An 18242-nucleotide genomic window follows, 5' to 3' on the forward strand; every position below is an offset into this window, starting at 1 on the left:
TGGTGGGGTCTCGGTGGCGGGAGGCGATCAGCCCAGCACGCCCTTCAGGGCGGCGGCGAAGGCGGTGGTGATCGCCTCGCGCTGCAGGTGGCGGCCTTCGGCCACGCACTGGCGGCCATGGCGCCAGACCGATCGCAGCGCGCCATTACGTGCGGCGAACACCCAGCTGTCAAGCCATGCGTCACCCTGTCGCGCCTGCAGTGCCGGGTGCGCGGCGTCCAGTTCAACCAGATCAGCACTGGCGCCGACCTGTAGGCCGGCGGCCACGCCCAGTGCCTGCGCACCACCGTGCAGTGCACCTTCGAACAGGAAGCGGCCGGTGCTGCGGGCGGCATCCGGGGCCAGCACGTTGCGCCCGCGCAGGGTCAAGCGCTGGCCGTATTCGAGCAGGCGCAGCTCTTCGGCCGCGTCGATCAGCACATTGGAATCGGAGCCGACGCCGAAGCGCCCGCCCTCGCGCGCGAACGCCTGCATCGGGAACAGGCCGTCGCCCAGGTTGGCTTCGGTGATCGGGCACAGCCCGGCCACGGCGCGGCTGGCCACGATGGCCGCGCGCTCGTCATCGGTGATATGGGTGGCATGCACCAGGCACCAGCGCGTATCCACCGGCGCATGGTCGTACAGCCACTGCACCGGGCGCTGGCCGCTCCAGGCCAGGCAGGCCTCGACTTCGCGCACCTGCTCGGCGATATGGATATGCACCGGGCCATCAGTCAGCGGCAGCAGCGCGCCCAGTTCCTCACCGGTGACTGCACGCAGGCTGTGCGGGGCGATGCCGAGCACAGCGTCAGGCAACGCGGCCAACGCCGGCTTGGCGGCATCCAGCAACTGCGCGAAGCCGTCCACATCGTGGATCAGGCGGCGCTGCGCCGGATTCGGCGGCGCGCCACCGAAATCGGCGTGGGCGTAGAACACCGGCAGCAGGGTCAGGCCGATGCCGGTCTGCGCGGCGGCAGCGGCGATGCGCGCGCTCATCTCGGCACGGTCGGCGTACGGCTGGCCGTCGGCATCGTGGTGCAGATAGTGGAATTCGCCGACGCGGGTGAAGCCGCTTTCCAGCATTTCCATGTAGGCCTGGGCGGCGATGGCCTGCACCGCGTCCGGGCGCAGACGGGCCAGGAAGCGGTACATCAGCTCGCGCCAGCTCCAGAAGCTGTCACCGTCACCGCCGCCGATCTCGGTCAGGCCGGCCATGCCGCGCTGGAACGCGTGGCTGTGCAGGTTGGGCAGGCCCGGCACCAGCAAGCCGACGCGGGTATCACCGTCCTGCGCGCCCTGCCCGGTGCTGATCGCGGCGATGCGGCCGTCCTGCACCTGCAGGCGGACATCACGGGCCCAGCCCTCGGCCAGCAGGGCGTGGGCGGCATGGAAGCAGTGCGGGGAACGAGAATCGGACATGGCTGGACAACCCGAAATGGACGCCTATATTGTATAGACATATAAGCACAGCCGCGTTGTGGATGCCATGCACGTCGATACCCTCTGGTCCAACGTCCACCTGATCACCCTCGATGGCGACGGCCTGGGTGTCATCCGCGATGGCGTACTGGCCTGCAGCGAGGGCCGCATCGTCCACGTCGGTGCCGCCGGCAGCGATGCGCACCTGCAGCCGACCACCCGCATCGACGGTGAAGGGCGCTGGATCTCGCCGGGCCTGATCGACTGCCACACCCACCTGGTCTACGCCGGCAACCGCGCCAACGAATTCGAGCAGCGCCTGCAGGGCGTCAGCTATGCCGAGATCGCCCGCGCCGGCGGCGGCATCGTCTCCACTGTGCGCGCCACCCGCGCCGCCACGCCCGAGCAGCTGGCCAGCGAGAGCCGCCCACGCCTGCTGGCGATGCGCGCCGAAGGCGTGACCACCCTCGAGATCAAGTCCGGCTACGGCCTGACCCTGGCCGACGAGCGCAAGCAGCTGCAGGTCGCACGCGCATTGGGCGAGGAATGCCGGGTCAACGTGGTGACCACCTTCCTCGGCGCGCACGCGATTCCGCCAGGCCGCGAGGCACAGGAATACACCGACGAGGTGTGCAACATGATGATTCCGGCCATCGCCGCCGAAGGGCTGGCCGAGGCGGTGGACGTGTTCTGCGAGAACATCGCCTTCTCGCCCGCGCAGGCGCGGCAGGTGTTCGAGGCCGCCCGCGCGAACGGACTGGCGGTGAAGATCCACGCCGAACAGCTGAGCAACCAGCACGGCGCCGAACTGGCCGCGGGTTTCGGCGCACTGTCGGCCGACCATATCGAACATCTGGATGACGCAGGCATCGCCGCGATGGCCGCCGCCGGCACCGTCGCCGTGCTGCTGCCGGGCGCGTTCTATTTCACCCGCGATACCACCCTGCCGCCGATTGCCGCGCTGCGTGCGGCCGGCGTGCCGTTGGCGCTGGCCACCGACAGCAACCCGGGCACCTCGCCGCTGACCAGCCCGCTGCTGGCGATGAACATGGGCGCCACCCTGTTCCGCCTGACCGTGGACGAATGCATCGCCGGCTTCACTCGTGAAGCGGCACGCGCACTCGGCCATGGCGAGCGCATCGGCCGCCTCGCCGCCGGCATGGACTGCGACCTGGCGATCTGGGACATCGACGCCCCCGCCGACCTGGTCTATCGCATTGGATTCAACCCGCTGCACGCGCGCGTGGTGCGCGGGCAGCCCGACCTGCCTGCCTCCTGGAGCAACACATGAGCAACACCCTGGTTCTTCGCCCCGGCCATGTCACTCTCGCCCAGTGGCGGCAGGTCTATCGCGGTGTGCCGCTGGCACTGGACCCGGCCGCATTGCCGGTGGTGCGCGCCAGTGCCGCCGCCGTGGCCGCCATCGTCGCCAAGGGTGCGCCGGTGTATGGCATCAACACCGGCTTCGGCAAGCTGGCCAGCGTGCGCATCGAGCGCGAGGACCTGGCCACCCTGCAGCGCAATATCGTGCTCTCGCATGCAGCCGGCGTGGGCGAACCGATGCCGGCCAGCGTGGTGCGCCTGATGATGGCGCTGAAGCTGGTCAGCCTGGCGCAGGGCGCTTCCGGCGTGCGCGAGGAAACCCTGCTGCTGCTCGAAGCAATGCTCATCAAGGGCGTGCTGCCGGTGGTGCCGGCGCAGGGCTCGGTGGGTGCATCGGGCGACCTGGCGCCGCTCTCGCATCTGGCCAGCATGATGCTGGGCGTCGGCGAAGCATTCATCGGTGATGAGCGTCTGCCGGCCACCGACGCACTCGCACGTGCCGGCCTGCAGCCGATCGAGCTGGGCGCAAAGGAAGGCCTGGCGCTGCTCAACGGCACCCAGTTCTCCACCGCCTATGCGCTGGCCGGCCTGTTCGAGATCGAGACCGTGTTCCAGGCCGCGCTGGTGACCGGAGCGCTGTCGGTGGAAGCGGCCAAGGGTTCGGACACCCCGTTCGATCCGCGCATCCATGCCATCCGTGGCCAGCGCGGGCAGATCGCCACCGCCGCGGCCCTGCGCACCCTGATGCAGGGCTCGGACATCCGCGAATCGCACCGTGACAACGACGTGCGCGTGCAGGACCCGTACTGCCTGCGCTGCCAGCCGCAGGTGATGGGCGCGGCGCTGGACATCCTGCGCCAGGCTGCGACTACGCTGGAAATCGAAGCCAACGGCGTGTCCGACAATCCGCTGGTGTTCACCGATACCGGCGAAGCGCTGTCCGGCGGCAACTTCCACGCCGAACCGGTGGCCTTCGCCGCCGACATGCTGGCGATGGCGGTGTGCGAGATCGGTTCGATCAGCGAGCGGCGGCTGGCGATGCTGGTGGACCCGGCGCTGTCCGGCCTGCCCGCCTTCCTGACCCCGCGCCCGGGCCTGAATTCCGGCTTCATGATTCCGCAGGTGACCGCCGCCGCACTTGTTTCGGAAAACAAGCAGCGCGCCTACCCGGCCAGCGTCGATTCGATCCCGACCTCGGCCAACCAGGAAGACCATGTGTCGATGGCCGCGCACGGCGCGCGCCGCCTGATGCAGATGGCCGAGAACGCCGCCAACGTGATCGGCATCGAGCTGCTGGCCGCCGCGCAGGGCTGTGATTTCCACGCGCCGCTACGCTCCAGCGCCGCGCTGGAATCCGTACGCGCCACCCTGCGTGCGCAGGTTCCAACGCTGGAAGAAGACCGCTACTTCCACCCGGACATGGTGACTGCCACCCACCTGGTGCGCAGTGGCGCGCTTGCACACGGTCTTGCCGACCTGCTGCCGACCGTGGAACCGCAGGCATGAATGCCCATCCCGAATGGCTGACGGTGCACGAGGGCGATGCCCCGTTGATCGTCAGCTTCCCGCATACCGGCAGCGAGCTGCCGCACGACCTGATCGGCCACTACCATTCGCCGTGGCTGGCGCGCCGCGATGCCGACTGGTGGGTGCACGAGCTGTACGATTTCGTGCGCGGCATGGGCGCGACCACGGTGCGTTCGGCGATCTCGCGTTCGGTGATCGACCTCAACCGCGATCCCAGCGGGGTCTCGCTGTATCCGGGCCAGAACACCACCGGCCTGTGCCCGCTGACCACCTTCGACAACCAGCCGCTGTACCACGCCGGGCGCGAACCGGATGACGCCGAAATCGCGCGTCGCCGCGATACGTACTTCCTGCCTTACCACGATGCACTGGCCGCGCAGATCACCCGCCTGCGTGCACGCCACGGCACCGTAGTGGTGTACGACGCGCATTCGATCCGTTCGCATATTCCACACCTGTTCGACGGCGAGCTGCCGCAGTTCAACCTCGGTACCGCCGGCCCGTCCGGCGCGCCAGACACCTCCTGCGACAACGCATTGAGTGATGTTGTGGAGAACCTGCTCAGGATCAGTGGCATGAGCCAGGTGCGCAACGGCCGCTTCAAGGGTGGCTGGATCACCCGCCACTACAGCAACGTCGCCGGCGGCGTGCACAGCCTGCAGATGGAACTGGCCTGCCGCGGCTACATGCACGAGCCGCTGCCCGACCAGGTGGACGAACACAGCTGGCCCACCCCGCTCGACCCTGACCACGCCGCACCGCTGCGCCACACCCTGGCGCAGGTGCTCAACGCCTGCCTTGAATTCGCTACGAACCGGAGCGCCGCATGACCCGCAACGACCCGTCCCGCACCATCGCCGCGCCGACCGGCACCACGCTCAACGCCAAGAGCTGGCTGACCGAAGCGCCGCTGCGCATGCTGATGAACAACCTGCACCCGGACGTGGCCGAGCGCCCGCAGGAACTGGTGGTGTACGGCGGCATCGGCCGCGCCGCGCGCGACTGGGAGAGCTTCGATGCCATCGTCGAAACGCTCAAGCGCCTGGACGACGATCAGACCCTGCTGGTGCAGTCAGGCAAGCCGGTGGGCGTGTTCCGCACCCACGCCGATGCACCGCGCGTGCTGATCGCCAATTCCAACCTGGTGCCGCGCTGGGCCAACTGGGACCACTTCAACGAGCTGGATAGGAAGGGCCTGGCCATGTACGGCCAGATGACCGCCGGCAGCTGGATCTACATCGGCGCACAGGGCATCGTGCAGGGCACCTACGAGACCTTCGTGGAAATGGGCCGCCAGCACTTCGGTGGCGACCTGACCGGCAAGTGGCTGTTCACCGGCGGCCTCGGTGGCATGGGCGGCGCACAGCCACTGGCCGCAGTGATGGCCGGTGCTTCCTGCCTGGCCGTCGAGTGCCGCAAGAGCAGCATCGACATGCGCCTGCGCACCGGCTACCTGGACACCTGGACCGACAACCTGGACGAAGCGCTGCGCCTGATCGACGAATCGTGCAAGGCCGGCACCCCGAAGTCGGTAGGCCTGCTGGGCAATGTGGCCGACGTGCTGGCCGAACTGCTCAAGCGCGGCGTGAAGCCGGACCTGCTGACCGACCAGACCTCCGCCCATGACCCGGTGAACGGCTACCTGCCGCAGGGCTGGACCGTCGAGCAATGGGACGACAAGCGCGTGTCCGCGCCGAAGGAAGTGGAGAAGGCTGCACGCGCCTCGATGGCCAACCACATCCGCGCCATGCTCGGCTTCCACGCACTGGGCGTTCCCACCGTGGACTACGGCAACAACCTGCGGCAGATGGCGCTGGAAGAAGGCGTGGCCAACGCGTTCGACTTCCCCGGCTTCGTGCCGGCCTATATCCGTCCGCTGTTCTGCCGCGGCATCGGCCCGTTCCGCTGGGCGGCGCTGAGTGGCGACCCGGAAGACATCGCCAAGACCGATGCCAAGGTGAAGGAGCTGATTCCGGACAACCCGCACCTGCACCGCTGGCTGGACATGGCCGCCGAGAAGATCAAGTTCCAGGGCCTGCCGGCGCGCATCTGCTGGGTCGGCCTTGGCGACCGTGATCGACTGGGCCTGGCCTTCAACGAGATGGTCGCCAACGGTGAACTGAAGGCGCCGGTGGTGATCGGCCGCGACCACCTGGACAGCGGCAGCGTGGCCTCGCCCAACCGCGAAACCGAGGCGATGGCTGACGGTTCCGATGCGGTGTCCGACTGGCCGCTGTTGAACGCCCTGCTCAACACCGCCAGCGGCGCGACCTGGGTGTCGCTGCATCACGGCGGCGGCGTCGGCATGGGCTTCTCGCAGCACGCCGGCATGGTCATCGTGTGCGACGGCACCGAGGCAGCGGCGAAGCGGATTGGCCGCGTGCTGTGGAACGACCCGGCCACCGGCGTGATGCGCCACGCCGACGCGGGTTATGAGATCGCGATTGAGTGCGCGAAGGAAAAGGGGCTGGATCTGCCGGGAATTCTGGGCTGATCCAGGGGTGCCGGCCAGCGGCCGGCACTACCAGAAACACCGGGTTCTGCCGGGCATTGTCGGCTGTTCCACGGTTGCCGGTCAGCGAATGCGTGGTAGTGCCGGCCGCTGGCCGGCATAGCACCCACCCACCGATGGCCCTTGACCGGGCCACGATGGGGTTTCCATAGTGCGGCCTCACCCTTGGGTTGATGCGCCATGAACCGACAGCTTCGCCATAGCGTTGCCCTGCTGTGCCTGCTTCCGGGCGTCGCGTTCTCAGCCCCGTCCGGCGTGGCCACCCGGTTGGACACGCAGTTGCAGACCAACCGCGAGCGCTACGGCATCGCCGGCCAAGCGGTACTGGTCGCACATAACGGCCAGGTGCTCTACCAGGGCGCCAGCGGCGAGCGTGACCCGGCCATCCATGCGCCGGCCACCGTCGATTCCATTTTCACGGCGCAGTCGATGGCCAAGCTTCTGACCAGCACGCTGGTGATGCAACTGGTGGACCAGGGCAAGGTGGATCTGGATGCACCGGCCAGCCGCTACGTGCCGGACCTGCCGGCCGCATGGCAGACGATCAGGGTGCGTGACCTTCTCAACCACAGTTCGGGCATCGCCGAGTACTACGACCGGGTCGACAATCGCTGGGTGAGCAAGGGCTACAGTGGCGTCGCGCCGGATCTTGCGGCCGCGCTGAAGGTGGCGGCCGCCGCGCCGATGCAGTTCGCCACCGGCAGCCGCGTGCAGTACACCCAGGCCAACTACCTGGTGCTGACGGCGTTGCTGGAAGCGCATTACCGCAAACCCTATCCGGCCATCGCGCGCGAGCGCATCCTGCAGCCGCTGAAGATGACCAGCACCTCGTGGGGCGTGGCCAGCGTGCCGGCCCAGCGCGCGGCGGTTCCGTACATCGGCAAGGACGGCGCATTGCAGCCCGCCAATGAAGACCCGTGGCCGAGCTACGGTTGGGGCCATGCCGACCTGCAGACCACCGTGGGCGACATGAACCGTTTCCTGCAGGCACTGGCCGCCGGCAAGCTGCTGCGCACGGCCACGCTGGAAACGCTCTGGCAGCCACAGACGCTGAGCGGCGGCGGCAGCAATTTCTTCTCCACCGGCTGGGACACCACCCGCAGCGATGGCTACACCCAGGTCGGCCACGATGGCGGCACCCGTGTGCGTGCGCGGCTGGCCTACAAGGGCACGCTGGCCGACGGCTACTGGGTGTTCGTGTACCTGACCAACGGCAGTGCGCGCAATGTGTGGTCGAGCACGTTGGTGGAAAGCACGATGGCGGTGGCCGCACCGGGGGAATTCCCGCATGCGGTGCTGTCCGAGCGATTGATCGCTTATGCGCTGGATGATGATGCAGGCGCTGCGCACGCCCTGCGCGCGTGGTTGCGCGACAGCAGCGGCATCGCGGCCAGCGAACTGGAGCGGGCGATCAACAGCGACGGCTACGCCATCCTCGCGAGCCTCGGCGCGCGCAGGGCGCTGAAGGTATTCACGCTCAACACCGAGCTGTATCCGCAGTCGGCCAATGTCTGGGACAGTCTGGCCGAGTGCCATGCCGCGCTGGGTGACAAGGAAACGGCAGAGCGGCTCTACGCGAAGTCGAAGGCGCTGGCGAAGCCTTCGCCGTAACCCTGCTGTAGAGCCGAGCCCATGCTCGGCTGCTCTTCATTGCAACAGCAGAAGACCCACGCTGCGGGCGACAGCCGAGCATGGGCTCGGCTCTACATGGATGCCGTGGGCGGCCATACGCTGCCGATGGGTGACGTGGCGCGCCCGACCTGTTAACTTGCGCGCCACTTTTGTGGTTTACAGCATTTCGCATGTCGCTCTCGTCTCACCGCCCCACCCCGTCGCTGCTGTTCCTGGCCGTTTCCTTCAGCCTGCCCGTCACTGCCCAGGCCGCCCCGCAGGCCACCACCCTCGATGCCGTACAGGTCACCGCCGCCGATGCCAGTGCGCAGGCACGCGCGGAACTGAAGCGCGTGCCGGGCGCCAGCAATGTCATCGACGTGGCCAAGGCCGACGGCCGCCTGTCCAGCAGCGCCGATGTGCTGGCCTACCAGCCCGGCATCAGCGCGCAGTCGCCAGGCAACGAGGGCACCAAGGTCTCGATCCGCGGCTCGGGCATCAATCGCGGCCCGGGTGCGCATGCCTCGGGCATTGCAGTGTCGATCGACGGCCTGCCGCTGACCGGTCCGGGTGGCACGCCCTACGAACTGTTGGAACCGCTGTGGCTGTCGCGCGTGGAGGTACTGCGCGGGGCCAACGGTTTCGAACGCGGCGCGATGGCGCTCGGCGGCGCCATCGATTACGTCAGCCGCAGCGGCCGTGATTGGGCGGGCGTGCAGTTGCATTACGAGGCCGGCAGCCGTGGCTACCAGAAGCGTGGCCTGAGCTGGGGCGGCGTCAGCGGTGATGTCGACTATTTCCTGGCCTACACCGATACCGAATTCGACGGCTACCAGCGCCACGCAAGCGGCGATGGCAAGGGCGCGATGGCGAACATCGGATGGCAGATCACGCCCGGCCTGCAGACGCGCTTCTTCGTGCGCTATCGCGAAACCAACCACGAAACACCCGGGCGCCTGACCCGTGACCAGATCCGCAACGATCCGCATGCGGCGAATCCGGCCAACCTGGCCATCGATGCGCGCCGCCCGCAGCCGGGCAGCACCTGGCTGGGCAATGTCACCACGCTGCAGATCGATGAGGATTCGTCGCTGCAGGCCGGGCTGGTCTATCACAAATATCCAATGGACCTGAACGAAAGCCTGTACCGCCAGCAGCTGGACTACGCCAACTTCAACGCCACGCTCGATTACCGCCATCACCACACGCTGTTCGGGCTGGACAGCGACACCACGATCGGCCTGCGCGTCACCCATGACCTCGACGCCGACGTGCGCGAGTCGCTGCGCTTTGCCAGCAACGGCTATGCCGCCGGCACGCGCACGCGTGACTTCCGCCACCACGGCACCGACAGCACGCTGCACGTCAGCAATACCCTCACCTTAAATGACCGCCTGCGCATGCAGACCGGGCTGGCACTGATCAACACTCGCCGCGACGTACAGGTGACCTGGCCCAGCAGCGGCGGCCGCCTGCGCGATCATGACTGGGACTATGCGCCGCGACTGGGCTTCACCTGGCAGCACAGCGCGCAGACACAGTGGTTCGGCAACCTCAGCCGCTCGGTGGAAGCGCCGCATCCGTGGTCGATGATCTGGGGTTCGAACCAGTATTTCGGGCCGGGCAATGGCCCATCCACGGGCCGCCAGCGCGCGCCGGTGCGGATGCAGAACCAGACCGCCACCACGCTGGAACTGGGTGCACGTGGCGACGCTGCGGTCGGTCGGTGGGAACTGACCGGCTACTACGCGCATGTGAACCACGAACTGCTGAGCGTGGAGCTGCAGCCGGTGCCGAACCTGTTCATCGCAGAGAACAACGCCAGCCCCACCGTGCACCGTGGCATCGAAGCCGGCCTGGACAGCACGCTGTGGCAGGCCGAGCCGGGACGCTTGTCGCTGCGTCAGGCGTACACCTTCAGCGATTTCCGTTACCGCCACGATGCACGCTTTGGCAGCAACCGCCTGCCGGGCCTGCCGCGCCACAGCTACCAGGCCGAGCTGCGCTTCGATCACGCGTCCGGTCTGTATGCCTCGCTGAACACCGAATATGCCTCACGCATCGCGGTGGACTATGCCAACAGCTACTGGGCCGACAGCCATGTGATCTTCGGCAGCCGCATCGGCTACGACGCACCCGATGGCCGCTGGCAGGCGTGGGCGGAGATGCGCAACCTCGGCAACCGTCACTACGCCGCCACGGTCACGCCGGGCTATGACGATGCGGGCAAGGATGTGGCGCGCTCGACGCCGGGCGAAGGCCGTGGCGTCTATGCGGGTGTGCGTTGGCGCTTCGATTGAGCCAGGCCACGGCGCGATCACAACCCGCGGAAAACTTCCAGCAGGCTGGCCGCGCCCGGTACCAGCTGCTGGGCCAGCCAGCCCACGATCGCAAAGAACAACAGCAGGCCCAACAGCGGCCAGATCGTGTGCGTCACGCATACCCGCCACCAGCCCTGCTCCTGCATGCCTTGCATGCGCCGGTACAGGCCACCGGCGATGGCCGCATCCACCAGCAGTTCGGCCATCAGCAGCGGCGCTGACCATACCACCCATGCGCTGACCAGCACGACCGCTGCGCCCACCGCGACGATGCCGAGGACGGCCAGCAATGGCAGCCCGGCTTCGTCTTCGGCCAGTCCGGCCAGCGGCACCTCGCTCACCTCAACCCCGCTCTGCGCTGCCGACTCATTCCACGAGGCAGACGCACCGCCACCACCGGAACGGCCGCCGACATCACTCCACGGCGATTGAGCGGCGCTGCCGTGTGCCGATGGGGTGCCTCCGCCCACCTCCGACGACAGCGCATCGAGCACGTTGTCCCAGCGCCAACGGATCCAGACCCACATCAGCAGCAGGAACACGCCGTAGGCCAGCAGTACCGCCAGCGGGTAGCGCAGCAGCATGGCCTCTACACCGGCCAGCCGCAGCAGATGTGAGACGAGGAACCCGGCGGCGCCGGTCAGCGCAACGATCAGGGCCATCTGCAGCCGCGGCCAACCACGCTGCTGCAGGTGCCGCCGCGCACGCACGACTTCGCTGCCACGGCTCCTGCGCAGCTTCAATGCAGTGGTGAAAGAATGGCGCGGGTTCTTCATGCCGCCCCTCGTAGGCGGGAGGCAACGCGGTCAGCGACCTCGGAAACCTGATGCTGCATGCGGACGTCCTTGCCGGGCACGCGTAGACGGTGATGGCTGGATTCTATCGCCACGCGCCGCGTCCAGAGCGCGCACAGCTTCATTGATCAGGCAGCACCGGGCGTTACGCGCTCATCCACGCGTGAGGTGGATCTACCGGATACGGCCGGATCAGGGCGGCGTAGCGGCTTTCAGCAGCTGCGCGGCCACCTGGTCGAACGGGGCGATATCCTGCAGCGCGCGGCTCATCGCCACCGCGCCTTCCACGCCGGCAATCACCAGGCTGGCCAGGCCGGCCGCGGCGTTCGCGTCGTGGCCATCGGCGACGAAGGCAGCTGCCAGGTGCCCCTGCCAGCGCACGAACACCTCGGCGGCGGCCACGCGTGGCTGGCTCGGTGCGGCATCCATCGGCTCTTCCACTGCGGCCGCCAGCACCGGGCAACCGGCACGGAACTGCGTGCGCAGCAGGCGTTCGCGCCACATCGCCAGGAACTGCTGCAGGCCTTGTGCCGCGCCGCCCTTCAGCAACTCCACCAGCAGCGCCTCCACCTTGTCGCCGGCCATGTGCGTGGCGCGTGCCAGCAGTTCCTGCTTGCCGCCCGGGAAATGATGGTAGGTGGAGCCCAGCGGCGCGTCGGCCAGCTTGGTCACCTCGCGGATGCTGGTCGCGTTGAGGCCGACCCGCGCCAGCATCTGTGCCGCAGCATCAATCACCCGTTGCGGGGCGTCAGAGGGTCGCGGGCTCACGGCGGGGTTCCTTGCCAGGACAGTTGTCATAGATTAGCGTACCGACCGTTCTATAACAGTCGTCATAAACATGAATCTCTGGTTCCGCCTGCTCCACCTGCTGCTGTGCAGCCTGTTCCGGCCGAAGCTGGAAGCCCCGTTCGGGGTCTCGCGGCTGCAGTTCCGGGTGCTGCCCAACGACCTGGACAGCAACCTGCACATGACCAACGGCCGCTACTGGAACATCTTCGATCTGGGCCGGCTGGACCTGATCCTGCGCATGGGCCTGGGCCGGGTGGCGCTGCGTGAGAAGTGGGCACCGATCGTCGGCGCCGGCACCATCCAGTTCCGTCGCGAACTGAAGCCGCTCCAGCGCTTCACCCTGGAAACCCGCCTGGTCGGCTGGGTCGGCTCGCGCGGCATCATGGAGCAGCGCGTGCTGATCGGCCCCGAGCAGAAGATCGCCACCCGTGCACTGCTGGTCACCGGCATCTACGACCGCCGCGCGCGCCGGTTCCTGGGCATGCCGACGATGATGGGAGCCATCGGCGTGGTCGCACCGCCGTCACCGCCGCTCAGTGCCGCCGCCGAAGCGCTGCTGGCAGCCGATGCGGCGCTGAAGCGGGATGACACCTGAGCCGCATCAGACCCTGGGCATGTTCTTGGTCACGCAGTGGATGCCGCCACCGCCGCCGGCAATCGCGTCGATATCCACCTGCTCGATCACGCGGCCGGGGTACAGATCCTCCAGCAGTTCGCGGCAGTAGCCATCGGCCGCATCGTCACCGAACTGCGGCGCCACCACCGCGCCGTTGATCGGTAGATAGTTGATGTAGCCCATCGCCAGATCGTCGTTGTCACGGGTATGCACGTTGTCGCGCCCGTCCAGCGGCGGCGGCAGCGTGTGCACCTGCAGGCGCCGGCCATCGGCGTCGGTCGCATCGCGCAGTATCTCAAGATGCTCGCGGGTCAGATCGTAGTCGTAGGACTCCGGATCATTGTCGAGGTTGGCGATCACCACGCCCGGGCGCACGAAGCGCGCATAGAAATCCACGTGCGCATCGGTGATGTCCTCGCCGGCGATGCCGGGCAACCAGATCACCTTGCGCAGGCCCAGGTGATGCTTCAGCTCGGCCTCGATATCCGCGCGCGACCACTCCGGATTGCGGTTGCGGTTCACCCAGCAGCTCTCGGTGAGAATGGCCGTGCCGTGGCCGTCGACTTCGATGCCACCGCCCTCGCCGACCAGATCGCTTTCCAACAGCGTCGCACCGGTCACCTGCGCCAGCCACGGCGCCACCGCGCCATCGTTGCGCGCGCTCTGCTTGCCGCCCCAACCGTTGAAGTTGAAATCGACCAGGCCCAGTCCGCCCTGGCCGTCGGTGACGAAACACCCGCCGTAGTCGCGCACCCAGATGTCATCCAGCGGCACCTCCAGGAATTCGATGTTGTCGCGACCGCAGCGGTCCTGCGCCTGCTTCCGCTGCGCCGGGCGGCACAGCACGCTGACCGGCTGGTGGCGGGCGATGGTACGGGCCAGCCGCGCCACAGCGCTGTTCACCGCATCGGCCTGCGCGCCCCACACCCGCGGCTGCGCCGCGAAGGACAGGAAAACGCGCTCCTGCGGGCCATGTTCATCGGGCATGCGCCAGACACCCGCGCTTGGGGCCGCTGCCGCAACGCGCCCCGGCAGGCCGGCCAGGCCCAGTGCCGCCAGGCCGCCAAGCCCGGCCGCACCGGCCAGCTGGGTAAGGAAGTGACGACGGGTAGACATGACGGGCTCCACGGGTTGGGGGTCAGACCATGCTGCGCTTGCCAATCCATAAGAACAAACGATAGATTCAGCTATCAATTGAACAGTTCTGCTTATCTGAAATGCTCAAGCACTGGCCCCCGCTGAACGCCCTGCGCGGCTTTGAAGCCGCCGCTCGGCTGGGCAGTTTCCAGGCCGCGGCCGAGGAACTGCACCTGACCCAGTCGGCGATCAGCCAGCAGATCCGCGGCCTGGAGGCCTCGTTGCAGCAGCCACTGTTTTTCCGTCAGGGCCGTAGCGTCACGCTGACCGACGCCGGCATCGACCTGCTGGAAACCACCCAGTCCCTGCTGCGGCAGCTGGCCAGTGGCATCCGCCGGCTTGATCAGTACCGCAAGCCCAATCAATTGATCGTCAACACCAGCCCGGCCTTCGCGCGGCATTGGCTGGTGCCACGCCTGGCACAGTTCCATCGCCTGCATCCCGATGCCGACCTGTGGCTGCTGACCAGCGAAGAAGCGCCCGACATGACCACGCAGACCCTGGACATCGCGGTACGCGATGACCTCGATTCACAGGCGCACTGCCAGCACCGCGTGCTGCTGCAGGACCGCCTCTATCCGGCCTGCCACCCGGCACTGCTGGCCACGCCGGTGCATGAGCGCCTCACCCTGCACGGCGAGCGTGAGATGGACTGGAGCCAATGGCAGGTGCAGGGTGGTGCCGACGTCGGCCAGCGCCGCGAGGGCATGAACTTCTCCGAGCCGGGGCAGCTGCTGGACGCCGCCTGCCAGGGGCTGGGCATTGCCCTGGTGAGCGAGCTGCTGGCCGCGCGTGCCTGCCAACAGGGACAGCTGCACGCACTGGATGACGCGCGCGTGCGCGGCCCGCGCTGGAGCTGGCTGGTGCATGAGGACAGCGCGGCCGATCCGCTGGTGATCGGCTTCTGCGCGTGGTTGCAGGCCAGCCTGTCCGCTTCTACTTCTGTTTCAGTGCGCGGCTGACGGCCGCTTCTGCCAACGGCGCCATGCGCGCATAGCCCTGCGCCGTCGGATGCACACCGTCCTCGGCCAGCTGCGGATCGAGGCCGCCGGCCGCATTGGCCATCGGCGTGTAGTAGTCCAGATAGACCAGCTGCTTCGCCTCGGCGTAGCGCTTCAACGCCGCGTTCAACGCACGCACCTTCGGTGCCGGCGTGATGCCCGGCATCCACGGGTACTCGCTGACCGGCAGCACCGAGGCCAGCACAACGCCGATGCCGTGCGCCCGCGCCAGATCCACCATCGCATGCAGGTTGTCTTCGATCATCGCCTGCGTGGATGGACCGGTATTGCCGGCGAGATCGTTGGTTCCGGCCAGGATCACCACCACCTGCGGCTTCAGCGCCAGCACGTCCTGCGGGAAACGCAGCAGCATCTGCGCCGTGGTCTGGCCACTGATACCGCGGTTGAGCCAGCCCTTGCCGGGAAAGAACGAGGCGCTGCCTTCCCTGCCCCAGCCTTCGGTGATGGAATCGCCGTAGAACACCACGCGTAGCTGCCCGGGCACAGCGGCAGGCAGCGCAGCGTTGGCGTCGCGATAGCGCTGCAGCTGCGGCCAATCGGCGAGCTGCTGCTGCATGAAGCGCACTTCGTCCGGGCGCAGCTGCTCGACCGGCTTCAGCAGCAGCGGATTGACCGCCGTAGGCTCGGCCGCCTTCAGCGGGGCGCTCAGCGCCATGGCAACGGTGATGGCAGCGGCAAACAGCATGGATCCACGCATGCGGGTCCTCCAGGAAACCAGACCCGCAGTCTAGCGCTGCCAGCCCGCTTCATCGCGAGGCCGAGCGCGCCGCCACACCGGTCACCTTGGCCGGCATCCACATGCCCGGCGTCCAGCCGCTGGCGGCCAGGATCGCCTTCGGGTCATCCTGCTGGACCAGCGCACGCACCGCCTCGCGCTTGTCCCTGGCCTGCAGGTAGTACGCCTTGGCGATGCGGTAACCCACCCAGTAACCCAGGTCGTAGGGTTCCTGCGAACCGGGCGTGTAGTTGTACAACCACGGCGACAGGTCGGTGCTGTCCAGGTCGAGTGCGAATGCGCTTTCGATATGCACTTCGCGGCCGCGCGTCCACGCCGCGTGGCGCCCATTGCCGACGTTGCCGGAGATCAGTTCGGTGATGAACTCGGCGATCCCTTCGCCCAGCGAAATGCGCAGCACCGTCGCGCGTGGATCACCCGGTTCGACATCGATCAGGCCGGTCTGCTGGATGTGCACGTACTCGTGCGCGATCACGTGCACGAAGCGATCCTGCACGTTGGCATTCATGAAATCGGCCGCACACAGCGCTTCCAGGCCGATGATCACGCCACTTTTCGAGGTCAGTCCGACCGGCCGGCCGCGGCCCACGGCGATGGTCACCGGAGGGAATGTGGTCCGCGGGTAGATCGCCTGCAGGTTGGCGAACACCTGCACCAGACGCTGCTTCACCGCCGGCAGCTCGGCCAGGCAGCTTCGTCCCTGCGCGTACAGCGCCGGCTGGTTGGCGATGGCCTCGGCGATGCGTTCAGCGGTGACCCGGCGCGCCTGGGCCAGCTCGGCCAGACCGCTTGACCCCTCGGCCAGGTAGCCGCGCAACTGGGCAACGCTGGGCTTGCCGCCCGCGTCATCGTAAATTGCATAGAAACGACCGACATCCTCGGTGAGGATCTGCGGCCCCGCCGGTGCAGCCGCCGCGGCCGCGCCTACCGCCCCGGCACAGGCCAGGGCCAGCAGGCCGCGCAGAATCATGTACATCGCTCCGTCCTTGGTGGTGTGCATGCAAGGCGCGCAATTTACCACTCTGCCCGAGCCGCCGCAGCAGGTGGATGCGGCGCCCCCTGGGCTATGCCAGACTCCCCCTGGGCAGCCAGCCACGGATGACGGAGCACGCACCATGATGATCGTTCCCGCCTACTGGGCCGAAGCCCGCGTACAGGCCCGCTTCCGTGGCCGCGCGCTGGTCGTGCGCCGCTTCGGCTGGTCCGATGAGGGCCCCGCCGAAGCCCAGGCACATGCCGATGCCCGCGCCAACGAGGCACTCAACGCCATCGTTGCCGGGCAGCCGCTGCCGCGCCGCGAGGTGCGCAGCAATTACGGCGTGGAAGGCGTGCCGATCCGCGAACAGATCGTGCAGCGCGATGGCGACGTGGTGATCACCCGGAACAGCTACGGCGCGTTGTGCCTCAACAGTGCGGATGTGTTGTTCGCCGACATCGACCACGCCCCTGCGCCGGGCGGTTGCGTGATGCCGGCCCTCATCGCCGCCTCGGTGCTGCTGGCCGGCGCCATCACCGGCACCCTGCTCTGGCATTGGCTGGTCGGACTGGTGCTGGGCGTGGTGGCACTGCTGCTGGTCAACGCGGCAGTGCTGGCACGCCGGCGGCAACGCCTCGCCGCCGCCGGCGGTGCCGAAGGCATCGCACTGCAGCGGGTGGCGGCCTTCAGCGAACAGCACCCGGACTGGCACCTGCGCGCCTACCGCACCCCGGCCGGCCTGCGTCTGCTGGCGATGCACGCGACATTCCTGCCCGAAGACGAGCAGCTGCAGGGGTTGTTCAAGGCCCTCGGCACCGATGCACTGTACGCACGCATGTGCCGGTTGCAGCACTGCTTCCGTGCGCGGCTGACCCCCAAGCCATGGCGGGTCGGCTTGAAGTACCGCATCCGGCCGCCGGTGGCGGCCTGGTCCGCCGAGCAGGCCAGCAACCCCGACCGCCTGGCCTGGATCGCCGAGTACGAGAAGAAGAGCGCCGGCTTCGCGGCCTGCGCCTATCTGCGCAGCTTCGGCGATACCACGCGGGTGCATGCCAAGGCCGAACATGTGCGCGAACTGCACGACCGGCTGTCGCACGCGCAGGACCGCCTGCCGCTGGCATGACGGCGGCGCAGGCTCAGTCGGCACCCTGCACGAACGGCTGCCCGGCCAGGGTCATGCCCACCCGCACCGCAATCTGCTGGCCGCTCTTTTCGAAGGTCGTCGCACACTGCGTGCCGCCCTTCTGGCATCGAACCTCCGGAAAGCCTTCCAGCGGTTCGGCAGCGCCCGCCGCCGCCGCGGGCTGCCACCCGGCAGCATCCAGCAGGCGCTTGGCCTTGGCGTAGGGCATGCCGGCGATGATGCCCAACTGCGCCAGTTCGGCGGGCAGCGGCTGGGCGTGAGCAGGCGCCTGCGCCACCATCAGTAATGCAGCAAGAACCACAACCTTCATCGGTGCGCCCCACAACGTGCGTTGGA

The 18242-nt window shown here is 68.0% G+C and carries 16 protein-coding genes; 9 read left to right on the forward strand and 7 right to left on the reverse strand.

All coding sequences use genetic code 11. The features are described 5' to 3' along the window. Nucleotides 1-27: 27 nt before the first annotated feature. Nucleotides 28-1398 (reverse strand): formimidoylglutamate deiminase, encoded by a 1371-nt coding sequence (locus AC5YGJ_RS09890; RefSeq protein WP_496186426.1) that lies wholly within the window; start codon nt 1396-1398, stop codon nt 28-30. A 67-nt stretch (nt 1399-1465) separates the two neighbouring features. Here AC5YGJ_RS09890 and hutI point away from each other — a divergent pair, with 67 nt between their 5' ends. The 6 genes from hutI (at nt 1466) to AC5YGJ_RS09920 (ending at nt 10671) form a co-directional block, all read left to right on the forward strand. Next, nucleotides 1466-2689: an imidazolonepropionase gene (gene hutI / locus AC5YGJ_RS09895; protein ID WP_496186427.1), complete on the forward strand. Its 1224-nt coding sequence runs from the start codon at nt 1466-1468 to the stop codon at nt 2687-2689. Then, on the forward strand, nt 2686-4227 hold the full coding sequence (gene hutH, locus AC5YGJ_RS09900; protein ID WP_496186428.1) for a histidine ammonia-lyase: 1542 nt from the start codon (nt 2686-2688) through the stop codon (nt 4225-4227). Before hutI ends, hutH begins: the two co-directional genes overlap by 4 nt. Beyond that, nucleotides 4224-5078, forward strand: coding sequence for an N-formylglutamate deformylase (gene hutG, locus AC5YGJ_RS09905; protein WP_107232991.1), 855 nt, complete (start codon nt 4224-4226; stop codon nt 5076-5078). Before hutH ends, hutG begins: the two co-directional genes overlap by 4 nt. Next, nucleotides 5075-6742: a urocanate hydratase gene (gene hutU, locus AC5YGJ_RS09910; protein ID WP_249843598.1), complete on the forward strand. Its 1668-nt coding sequence runs from the start codon at nt 5075-5077 to the stop codon at nt 6740-6742. The genes hutG and hutU overlap by 4 nt, the downstream gene beginning before the upstream one ends. 198 nt (nt 6743-6940) lie before the next feature. Further along, the gene (locus tag AC5YGJ_RS09915; protein WP_496186429.1) at nt 6941-8371 is read left to right on the forward strand and encodes a serine hydrolase; all 1431 of its coding nucleotides are present in this window, start codon (nt 6941-6943) and stop codon (nt 8369-8371) included. Between the two features lie 191 nt (nt 8372-8562). After that, the gene (locus AC5YGJ_RS09920; protein WP_496186430.1) at nt 8563-10671 is read left to right on the forward strand and encodes a TonB-dependent receptor family protein; all 2109 of its coding nucleotides are present in this window, start codon (nt 8563-8565) and stop codon (nt 10669-10671) included. A gap of 17 nt (nt 10672-10688) precedes the next feature. Here the strand turns inward: AC5YGJ_RS09920 and AC5YGJ_RS09925 are convergent, their stop codons facing one another. Both AC5YGJ_RS09925 and AC5YGJ_RS09930 read right to left on the reverse strand, forming a co-directional pair. Continuing rightward, nucleotides 10689-11468 (reverse strand): hypothetical protein, encoded by a 780-nt coding sequence (locus AC5YGJ_RS09925; RefSeq protein WP_496186431.1) that lies wholly within the window; start codon nt 11466-11468, stop codon nt 10689-10691. A 210-nt stretch (nt 11469-11678) separates the two neighbouring features. Next, complete coding sequence (locus tag AC5YGJ_RS09930; protein WP_309337734.1) at nt 11679-12254, reverse strand: TetR/AcrR family transcriptional regulator; 576 nt, start codon at nt 12252-12254, stop codon at nt 11679-11681. A gap of 70 nt (nt 12255-12324) precedes the next feature. On the opposite strand from AC5YGJ_RS09930, the gene AC5YGJ_RS09935 reads away from it, so the two are divergent. Further along, nucleotides 12325-12870 (forward strand): thioesterase family protein, encoded by a 546-nt coding sequence (locus AC5YGJ_RS09935; RefSeq protein WP_496186432.1) that lies wholly within the window; start codon nt 12325-12327, stop codon nt 12868-12870. Nucleotides 12871-12876: 6 nt separating this feature from the next. On the opposite strand, the gene AC5YGJ_RS09940 is transcribed toward AC5YGJ_RS09935, so the two are convergent. After that, nucleotides 12877-14007, reverse strand: a complete 1131-nt coding sequence (locus AC5YGJ_RS09940) for an agmatine deiminase family protein (protein WP_496186433.1) — start codon at nt 14005-14007, stop codon at nt 12877-12879. A gap of 101 nt (nt 14008-14108) precedes the next feature. Here AC5YGJ_RS09940 and AC5YGJ_RS09945 point away from each other — a divergent pair, with 101 nt between their 5' ends. Then, nucleotides 14109-14990: a LysR family transcriptional regulator gene (locus AC5YGJ_RS09945; RefSeq protein WP_496186434.1), complete on the forward strand. Its 882-nt coding sequence runs from the start codon at nt 14109-14111 to the stop codon at nt 14988-14990. On the opposite strand, the gene AC5YGJ_RS09950 is transcribed toward AC5YGJ_RS09945, so the two are convergent. Beyond that, entirely contained in the window at nt 14965-15747 is a 783-nt protein-coding gene (locus AC5YGJ_RS09950) for an SGNH/GDSL hydrolase family protein (RefSeq protein ID WP_496186435.1), read from the reverse strand. The genes AC5YGJ_RS09945 and AC5YGJ_RS09950 overlap by 26 nt on opposite strands. A gap of 49 nt (nt 15748-15796) precedes the next feature. Further along, nucleotides 15797-16762 carry a DUF2268 domain-containing putative Zn-dependent protease gene (locus AC5YGJ_RS09955; protein WP_496186436.1) on the reverse strand — a complete coding sequence of 322 codons (966 nt, stop codon included), beginning with the start codon at nt 16760-16762 and terminating at the stop codon, nt 15797-15799. A 139-nt stretch (nt 16763-16901) separates the two neighbouring features. On the opposite strand from AC5YGJ_RS09955, the gene AC5YGJ_RS09960 reads away from it, so the two are divergent. Then, nucleotides 16902-17885 carry a hypothetical protein gene (locus AC5YGJ_RS09960; RefSeq protein ID WP_496186437.1) on the forward strand — a complete coding sequence of 328 codons (984 nt, stop codon included), beginning with the start codon at nt 16902-16904 and terminating at the stop codon, nt 17883-17885. Between the two features lie 13 nt (nt 17886-17898). On the opposite strand, the gene AC5YGJ_RS09965 is transcribed toward AC5YGJ_RS09960, so the two are convergent. Next, a complete protein-coding gene (locus AC5YGJ_RS09965) occupies nt 17899-18216 on the reverse strand; it encodes a hypothetical protein (protein ID WP_496186438.1) in 318 nt (105 codons plus the stop codon). Nucleotides 18217-18242 lie beyond the last annotated feature (26 nt).

The sequence above is a fragment of the Stenotrophomonas sp. CS3K5 genome, from assembly GCF_059515225.1.